This is a genomic window from Hyalangium sp. (assembly GCF_045802625.1).
GTDB lineage: Bacteria > Myxococcota > Myxococcia > Myxococcales > Myxococcaceae > Hyalangium.
Genome location: NZ_JBJMQP010000055.1, coordinates 118,243 through 126,106, shown reverse-complemented (window position 1 = coordinate 126,106; position 7,864 = coordinate 118,243). Strand labels below are relative to the sequence as shown.

Genomic DNA, 7,864 nt, shown 5'->3' with positions numbered 1-7,864 from the left:
GGAGTGGGCACGCGCGTGCGAGCTGCTTCGCGACACCCTCGTCCATGGTCGCAGGCAGGAGACGCGCCTCATTCCCGCATAAGGGCTCGCCGGCCCTCCCTCCGCTTCGAGCCGCCACAGGCCTCTATACCCACGGCTCTCAGCCGAAGGGCGGAGCTTTGCCGCACCGTGCCGCGCTCTCACGAGGCTGCCTCGCCCAATCGCTCACACCCGAGAACGCATCAGACCTGGCCTTGCTGCTCCCTGGGATGGAGGTGGGGTCCTGGCGCGTGGTGGCCTGGGCGGGGCAAGGGGGCAACGGGACGGTGTATCGGGCGGTGCGAATCGGGCAGGAGCAGGCCGGCCCCGTGGCGCTCAAGCTGGCCCTGCAACCAGGAGATCCGCGACTCGAGCGCGAGGTGATGGTGCTCTCCCGCCTGGAGCACCCCAGTGTGCCGCGCCTGCTGGACTCCGGTGAGTGGCGGTCCTACGGCGGCACGCAGCACCCGTTTCTCGTGATGCAGTGGATAGACGGAGTGCCGCTGTACGAGTGGGCCCTTCAGCACGCCCCCAGCTCCGCGCAGGTCCTGCGGATGCTGGCCCAGCTCACGCGGGCGCTCCAAGCGCTGCATGCCCAAGGAGCCGTCCACCGGGACGTGAAGGGCGGCAACATCCCTTCTAGATCTGCCTACAAGTGGAGGAACCACTGGGTATAGCTGGCCTCATGCGATCTGTTGTGCGTCCTGACTGGTAAGATACCATGCCAAGTCTATCCTTACACGCACCTACATAGAGACTCTCCACATGCCCCGTGCTCCGATTACTCGCTACGGAATAGCTGAATTGTTTGGCAAAGACATTACGACGATGGCGCCTGAGGAACGGCAGAGCTGTGGGACGCTGGCAGCCCATCAAACCCGCACCGGGGACCTGTCAGGAGCGCCAATCTGCCCTTTCCTATCAACACTCATCCCAGGCGCTCGGTGCAACAAGGCCAGCGGCGTTTGTACTATCCGCAAATTTGCCCCTGGTGATGGACGCGCCGGAGTGCCGGTACCGGGCGATAAGATTGTGACCCTTTGCCCCCTCCGGTTTCTTCAACCTGTAGCGGAGGACAAGAGCCTTTTCGTATGGATCTCCGAAAAGATGCTCGACACTTCCAATCCCACGGCAGTCAAGGAAACCCCATTCCTTCGCAACATCTCGGATGCCCAACGAGCACCAGAAGTTGCGACAGACATGGAGGCGGAAGCCGAGGAAGAAAGCAAGAAGGCTGGCCGAATTGATTGGATTCTGGTCAATCCTGCCACAATGAACGCGGGCGAGTTGGAATGGTGCGCCGTCGAGACTCAGTCGCTGTATTTCTCCGGGAATAAGATGCGCCTTGAGTTAGAGGCTTACGCCGCCGCACCGTCGCCCGTGCTATTTCCGGTAGGCCGCCGACGCCCAGACTACCGCAGCAGTGGTCCCAAGCGGCTTGCTCCGCAACTCGACGTGAAAGTACCAGTGCTACGTAGTTGGGGCAAGAAGGTCGCCGTGGTCGTTGATCGATTCTTCTACACCAACATGAACACACTAGCCGATGCCTATCCGCGCGCTCGCAACGATCAAGAGCGCAGGGATAATTCGGATGTGGTGTGGTTCGTGGTCGATTTCGATGAACGGCTACATCTTATGATCAGCTCGGTGATATTCACCACATTGGATGACTCACGCCGGGCGCTCAATGCTACGGAACCCTTGAGCAAGGCCGATTTCACCTCCAACCTCAAGCGAGTCATTCAGGACAGCACACGCACGAATAAAGTTTTCAAGGCTTCAAAATGAGCAACTCCCGGATAATTTCGTGATGAGTGTTCTTCATGGGCACTGGCTCCACTCGGAAGCCGTGTCGCTCGGCCATTCTGCGCACTTCGGGTGCATCGTCGTAGGTCAGCATGACAGAGCCACTTACGGCCGCCATGAGGGCAAACAACTCTTCATGATCAATTTCATTGTGAGTGTACAGGCGCTTTCCTGCCTTCTTTCCGCCGGCTGTGTATGGTGGATCGACGAAAAAGAAGGCATTGTAGTCATTCGCAAACTTCCGCACGGCCAAGAAACCGTCGCCCTGCTCGAAGGTGATGCGCTCGCGTAAGGCACGTAAGACCTTGATGCGTGTTACCAATGTTGCAGGATACCAGCGGGATTTGAGACCTCGGCCAGCCTCGCCAGCCTTCACCAACCCGGCTCCCGCAGCCATGATTCCGCCGCGCTGCATGCGGTTCTTTACAATGGTGCGGAAGGCTCGGCTCATGGTGTCTGTCGTCGCGACAGACAGCACCTCACGCACGTTCTCTAGTGTCACTTCGAAGTCAAGTATGCGCTTGGATAGCCTGCGTACGTCTGCATCGGTTCCATTAAAGATCGCAGCCCACACAGCAGCTACATCATCATCCAGTTCGCACAGAAAAACATGCTCAGCCAGTCCTTCTAACGCGGCTGTCAGTCCCGCCATAGCTCCACCTGCGAACGGTTCAACAAACACTGAAGGCTTGCGCTTGGCTACCATCAGATACTTGCGAACTTCGGGCACAAGCCATGTCTTCCCCCCCGGATATCGAAACGGGCTCAATTGGCGCACCTGAGCGACATTGGTTGGCGTCTTCTTGTCCTGAAGATGACGTGCCATTGCAGCTAGGGCGTCAGCTTTCATCGGATCGAGGAAGTGGAGGCGCAAACTCTCAAGAGCGGGCTTGCATTCTTGATGCACCAACACAGTTGAACGGGTCACGCCCTGAGCTTTCAATCGCTCGATGCGTCGGTTTTGTCGCTGCAGTGCCGTAGCGTCCATTGATTCGTCTCCGTGAACATTCACGGACCCTAATAGTACCGGTTCGATCTCGTCAATACCGTGAACATTCACGACGGCCTACCTTCCTTCTTTGTTGGCGCTCCAGGTCTGCATCTAACCCTGAGCGTCTGACAACCTCTAGAGAATCTGGTGGGTAGTGTGGCCAGGGGAACTGGAGTGTTACTGAAGGTCACGGTCGAAGTGCTGAAAGGGTCCGCGGAAGTGCTCAATCAGCAGGAGCAGACACCCAGTAGGAGCAGACCCTTGGCGAGCGCAGAAAGGGCGTGAATGCGCCCAAGTTGGGGACATGCCGGCGTTTGATGTGGCGTGGCACCCAGTAATCGCCAATGTGGTGCGCAGAACTACCGATCCCGCCAATGCACTACACCGCTCCTATCCCTCACTCCACCATCGCGCTCACCTCTTCGGTGAACGCGTGCTCGTCCTCCGCGTGCAGCACCAGCGGCGGCAGCACCGTCAGGTCCGCGCGCCCGCCCTTCACCGCGTGCAGCAGCACCAGCTTCGCCGGGCGATCCGCCCGCGGGTGCACCATGCGCGCCGTCTTCGGCTCCAGCCGGTGCTCCCGCAGCACCCCCGCCAGCTCCGCGAACCTCGCCGCCGGGAACACCATGCATAGCCCCCCTCTCGAGGCCAGCAGGTGCCTCGCCGCTCGCGCCACGTCCGGCAACGCGCACGCCACCTCGTGCCTCGCGATCGCCTTCTCCACCGTCAGGCTGCTCCGCCCCCGCGTGCACGTCCGATAGGGCGGATTGCACAGCACGTGGCTGAAGCTCCCCGCCGCGAAGAACTGCTCCACGTGGCGCAAGTCCCCCTGCACCAGCGTCACCTGCTGCTCGCACCGGTTGAGGTACACGTTGCGCTCGGCCAGCGAGTACAGCCCCGGCTGCAGCTCCAGCGCAGTAATGTCCTTGCGCCCCAGCCGCTTCGCCAGCACCAGCGGGATGATGCCGCTGCCCGTCCCCAGATCGATCAGCCGCCCGCGGTGGGCCCCTCCCTCAAACACCGCGAAGTGCGCCAGCAGGATCGGATCCAACGTGAAGCGGTAGCCCGTCCGCCGCTGGAGCACCTGCAGCTCGCCGCCGCAGATGGAGTCGAGCGTCTCCCCTGCCCCGGGGTGCAGCTCGAGCTGCACGTGCCGGGGCCACTCCAGCAGGTATGGCGAGGACGGGAGCCGCACCTGACGTCGCTAAGCCTCCGGATCCAGGAACAAGAGCCCCGCCGGCGGGAGCGGCTCCACCCGGAGCGTCCTCGGAGGCAGCGTCGCGGCCGCCTCCATCACCGCGCGCACCTCCCAGATCGGCGGAGGGTTGAGCGCGAAGCCCGCCTGGTAGAGCCCCGACTCGACGCCCTTCACCAGCTCCTCCAGCTCCCGCACCGGGAACACCTGCGGATGCCCCGCGTCCTCCGGATCCCGGATGCCCAGCACCGTGCGCAGCACCAGCGCGTTGAGCAGCGCCAAGTCCAGGCTCCGCAGCGTGGGGTTGCGCGGCGCTCCCTTCAGGTGCGCCAGATCCAACCCCTGCCGGAAGCGGAGGATCTTCCCCCGCCCCTCCGGCATCACCAGCAGCACCGCGTGGTGGCCCGAGATCAGCGTGGCCAGGCGCTCGCGCGCGGCGGCCAGCCCTCGGGGAGAGGTCAGCGGCTCGTCGAGCTCATAGACGCGTGCGTACGCCGCGACGAGCGTGAGGAACGTCTCCTCCTTGAACGTGTCCACCCCCTTGAGCGCCCGGTGGATCGGCTCGAGCTGGAGCCCCGGATCCGACAGCGGCACCACCGCGGCCAGCGTGGGGTGCTGCTCGTCGAGCGCCGCCAGGGGCCGCATGGGCGCCTCATCCAGCACGGCCTGGAGCCGCTTGGAGATCGCCGACGGCTCAATGCGCCGCAGCACCAGCCGAGAGCCCCGGAAGTCTCCCTGCCACACCACTGCGGCACGCTCGGCCGCCTCGGCCAGCAGGGCTCGCAGCACCCCGTGATCGTCCGCGGCCAGGGTGACGGCGGGCTCCGCGCACCACGAGCGCGGGCGATAGGGATCATGCTCCAGCGGCAGCGCGGCATCCGGCCGCAGCGAGCACAGGAGGAAGCGCACGGGAGGCCCGCTCAGCTTTCCCGCCGGGCCGTGAAGCTCCACGACATACAGGGCGGGCCGGGGATCCCGGAGGACCGCCCCGGAGGCGCGCCAGCGCCCCAGCTCGGCGTCTGGGTTTGGCGCCTCGAGCAGCGGCCGGACATGCGCGGGCTGGGGAACACCGCGAGACGAGGGACCGTCCGCTTCGAGATGGGTCCCCAGGGTCGACAGGAGAGCAGGAAACGGAAGGACTCGAGCCATATAGGGAGAAGGTGGGGCCGCCCTCCCCTCCCTGCCACCACGGCCGCTCGTCTGCTCTCCGTGCGGGCGGCTACCAGTAGCCCTTGTAGGCCTTCTTCGACTGGTACCGGTAGCCGGAGCCTGACGGAACGGCCGTGCGATCCACGCTCTCCTCCCACAGCAGGCTCACGGTGGTGATGGCTCCCGCGGCGCCCAGGAAGGACAGCACGTAGGGCGTGGGCTGATCGAAGCCTCCCAGCACCAGCCCGGAGAGCAGCAGCACGGCGGCGCCGACTCCCGCTCCGAACATGTCGGCTCGGAGGATCTGCCCGGACGTCGGGTTGTACCGCATGGTGGCGATGGCCATCGCCCCCGCGCCGATGCCTGGCGCCATCAAGAGCGCGTCCGCCCAGGTCTTCCCAGGGATATCGGTCCCCGAGAACTCGATCATGGCCAGCAGGAGCGCGGTGGAGGCCAGCCCCCACACGGCCCCGGAGGAGATGAGCAGGCCGTGGTTGACCGGCAGCTGCCCGCCACCCACGACGGCGGTGAGCCACGCGCCCAGCTCCGCGCCGGCGAACGAGGACCACGCCAGCACGTCCCGGTCATCCGCGAGCAGATCCATGAAGCCCCCCAGGAACATGCCGCCGACGACGGAGTTGGCGATTCCGAAGTAGGCCATCGGCCGATCCACCCAGTTGTTGAACTGCCACCACGCGGAGGCGCCAAAGCCCAGGCCCGCGCCGATGAAGGTGCCCGCGAGCATCGCCTCACGCGAGTCCTTGTCGATGTTGAAGTCACGCGCGAAGCCCTGGGTGAAGAGGCCGCCCATGGCGCCCAGGATCGTGTGGTGGAGCACGAACGTCAGGCTGCCCGGGCCCGACAGGAAGGGGCCCTGGCGAGGGCGGCCATCCAGCATCGCCCCGCTCTCCTCGGGTGGTGGCGGAGGCGTCGGAGCGTACTGGGGCTGAACGCCATTCTCCGTCAGCGGAGGCTGTTCCCGGGTGCGCAGCGAGTCCGGATTGGGAGGCACCACGGGCGCATCATTCGGCCGAGCCTGCGGCGGTGCCGGCTGCTGCGTATCCGGCGTGGCCTGAATCGTCGTGGTCTGGGTCTGCTGCGGAGCACCCGAGTCGGAGGGTGGCGGAGGCATTGCCTGCTGCTGATCCGCGGGAGCGGGCGCAGGAGCCGGAGGTGGCGTCGATTGGGACTGCGCCCGGGTGGCGCCGGGCAACAAGAGAGCGGCGATGGCAACGGAGAGACAGCTCAGGCTTCTCAGGTGTGACACTCAAGCACTCCTCAAGATCCAGCCTCGTGTGCGCCTAGAAGAGCGCAACCGAGACACTCTTGCATCGATTTTTCGCTTTGGCCGCTCAGGCGCGCAGCTCGACCAGGTCCACGAAGATGATCTCCTCGGCGCGAGAGCGGATACGCTCCAGCACCTCCTCCGGTGGCCGGGAGTCGAGCTGAATCTTGCAGCACGCGGCATGGGCTCCCTCGAAGATCGTGTTCTCGATCTCCTGGGCGTTGATGCCCGCCTGGCGCACGGCGTCCAGCACGTTGGCCAGCACACCCACGCGATCGTGGTGCCGGACGATCAACTGGTAGCGCGCCGGCGTCTTCTCCGCGATGTTCACGCAGTTGGGCACCACGCCCTCGTTGAGGAACCGATCCACCAGCCGCACCGTCTCCCGGGCGATGGCGTCCTGGGCCTGCTCGGTGGAGGCGCCAATGTGGTGCGTGCCGTAGACCTGGGGCAGCTTGCCCAGCTCGCTCTGGAAGGAGGCCTCGCCTCCCTTGGGCTCGTCCGGGAACACGTCCGTGGCCACGAAGAGCCGCCCGCGGCGGGCCTCCTCCAGCAGCGCCTCGGGGTCCACCACGTCCGCGCGGCTGGTGTTGATGAAGACGGCCCCATCCGGCAGCGCCGCCAGCACCTGCCGGGACACCATCCCCTTCGTGTCTCCCGAGGCCGGCACGTGCACGCTCAGCACGTCGCACTGCCGCGCCAGGGACAGCAGGCTCTCCGCGCGCTCGATGCCCAGCGCCTTGGCCCGCTCGGCCGTGAAGGAGCGCGAGTAGCCCACCACCCGCATCCCGAAGCTCAGCGCCCGCTCGGCCACCGCCGTGCCAATGGCGCCCAGGCCCACGAGGCCCAGCGTGCGCCCGTAGAGGCCTCGGGCCTGGGAGAAGCGCTTCTTGTTCCAGACGCCCTGGCGCAGCGCGGCCACGTTGTCCGGGATGCGGCGATCCACCGCCAGCATCAGCCCGAACGTCAGCTCCGCCACCGCGATCGCGTTCTGCCCCGGGCAGTTGGCCACGAACACGCCGTGGGCGCTGGCCGCCTTCACGTCAATGGTGTTCACCCCGGCGCCCGCGCGGATGACCAGGGACAGGCCCCGGGCTACCTCGAACACCTTCGCGGGTACCTCCGTGCTGCGCACCACCAGGATGGAGACGTCCGTGGCCGCCTCGGCCAGCGCGTCCCCCTTGAGGCCGGGCCGGAAGTCGACGGTCAGCCCCAGCCCTCGCAGGGACTCGAGGTGGACCTTGGGAAACTCGTCAGCGACCAGGATGCGCATCGAGACTCCTCCGGGCGGAAATCCAGTGGGCAAGCTAGCCCACTCCCCAGGTCGTCCCAGCCACTTTGTATCCGAAGGAGTAGCGCGCTGTTGACTTCCACGCGTCCGGAGGCCACTCAGCGGTTCCATTCCCGCCCGGTCGTCATT

At 65.5% G+C, this 7,864-nt stretch carries 7 protein-coding genes; 2 read left to right on the top strand and 5 right to left on the bottom strand.

The window, feature by feature from the left end; translation table 11 throughout:
• The first annotated feature begins 44 nt into the window (after nt 1-44).
• Both ACJ8AT_RS11765 and ACJ8AT_RS11760 read left to right on the top strand, forming a co-directional pair.
• The gene (locus tag ACJ8AT_RS11765) at nt 45-695 is read left to right on the top strand and encodes a protein kinase domain-containing protein (protein ID WP_407737782.1); all 651 of its coding nucleotides are present in this window, start codon (nt 45-47) and stop codon (nt 693-695) included.
• Between the two features lie 88 nt (nt 696-783).
• The gene (locus tag ACJ8AT_RS11760) at nt 784-1,806 is read left to right on the top strand and encodes a NotI family restriction endonuclease (RefSeq protein WP_407737776.1); all 1,023 of its coding nucleotides are present in this window, start codon (nt 784-786) and stop codon (nt 1,804-1,806) included.
• Here ACJ8AT_RS11760 and ACJ8AT_RS11755 read toward each other — a convergent pair.
• The 5 genes from ACJ8AT_RS11755 to ACJ8AT_RS11735 form a co-directional block, all read right to left on the bottom strand.
• A complete protein-coding gene (locus ACJ8AT_RS11755; RefSeq protein ID WP_407737775.1) occupies nt 1,790-2,812 on the bottom strand; it encodes a DNA adenine methylase in 1,023 nt (340 codons plus the stop codon). The two genes, ACJ8AT_RS11760 and ACJ8AT_RS11755, sit on opposite strands and share 17 nt — an antisense overlap.
• Nucleotides 2,813-3,212: 400 nt before the next feature.
• Nucleotides 3,213-4,010 (bottom strand): tRNA1(Val) (adenine(37)-N6)-methyltransferase, encoded by a 798-nt coding sequence (locus ACJ8AT_RS11750; RefSeq protein WP_407737774.1) that lies wholly within the window; start codon nt 4,008-4,010, stop codon nt 3,213-3,215.
• Nucleotides 4,011-4,019: 9 nt separating this feature from the next.
• The gene (locus tag ACJ8AT_RS11745) at nt 4,020-5,159 is read right to left on the bottom strand and encodes a DUF1015 family protein (protein WP_407737773.1); all 1,140 of its coding nucleotides are present in this window, start codon (nt 5,157-5,159) and stop codon (nt 4,020-4,022) included.
• A gap of 70 nt (nt 5,160-5,229) precedes the next feature.
• Nucleotides 5,230-6,426 (bottom strand): hypothetical protein, encoded by a 1,197-nt coding sequence (locus tag ACJ8AT_RS11740; protein WP_407737772.1) that lies wholly within the window; start codon nt 6,424-6,426, stop codon nt 5,230-5,232.
• Nucleotides 6,427-6,511: 85 nt separating this feature from the next.
• A complete protein-coding gene (locus ACJ8AT_RS11735; RefSeq protein ID WP_407737771.1) occupies nt 6,512-7,717 on the bottom strand; it encodes a 3-phosphoglycerate dehydrogenase family protein in 1,206 nt (401 codons plus the stop codon).
• Nucleotides 7,718-7,864: the final 147 nt, after the last annotated feature.

Coding starts and splice junctions, on each gene's coding strand:
- ACJ8AT_RS11765 (WP_407737782.1), top strand. CDS start 45: ATGGTCGCAGGCAGGAGACGCGCCTCATTCCCGCATAAGGGCTCGCCG.
- ACJ8AT_RS11760 (WP_407737776.1), top strand. CDS start 784: ATGCCCCGTGCTCCGATTACTCGCTACGGAATAGCTGAATTGTTTGGC.
- ACJ8AT_RS11755 (WP_407737775.1), bottom strand. CDS start 2,812: ATGGACGCTACGGCACTGCAGCGACAAAACCGACGCATCGAGCGATTG.
- ACJ8AT_RS11745 (WP_407737773.1), bottom strand. CDS start 5,159: ATGGCTCGAGTCCTTCCGTTTCCTGCTCTCCTGTCGACCCTGGGGACC.
- ACJ8AT_RS11735 (WP_407737771.1), bottom strand. CDS start 7,717: ATGCGCATCCTGGTCGCTGACGAGTTTCCCAAGGTCCACCTCGAGTCC.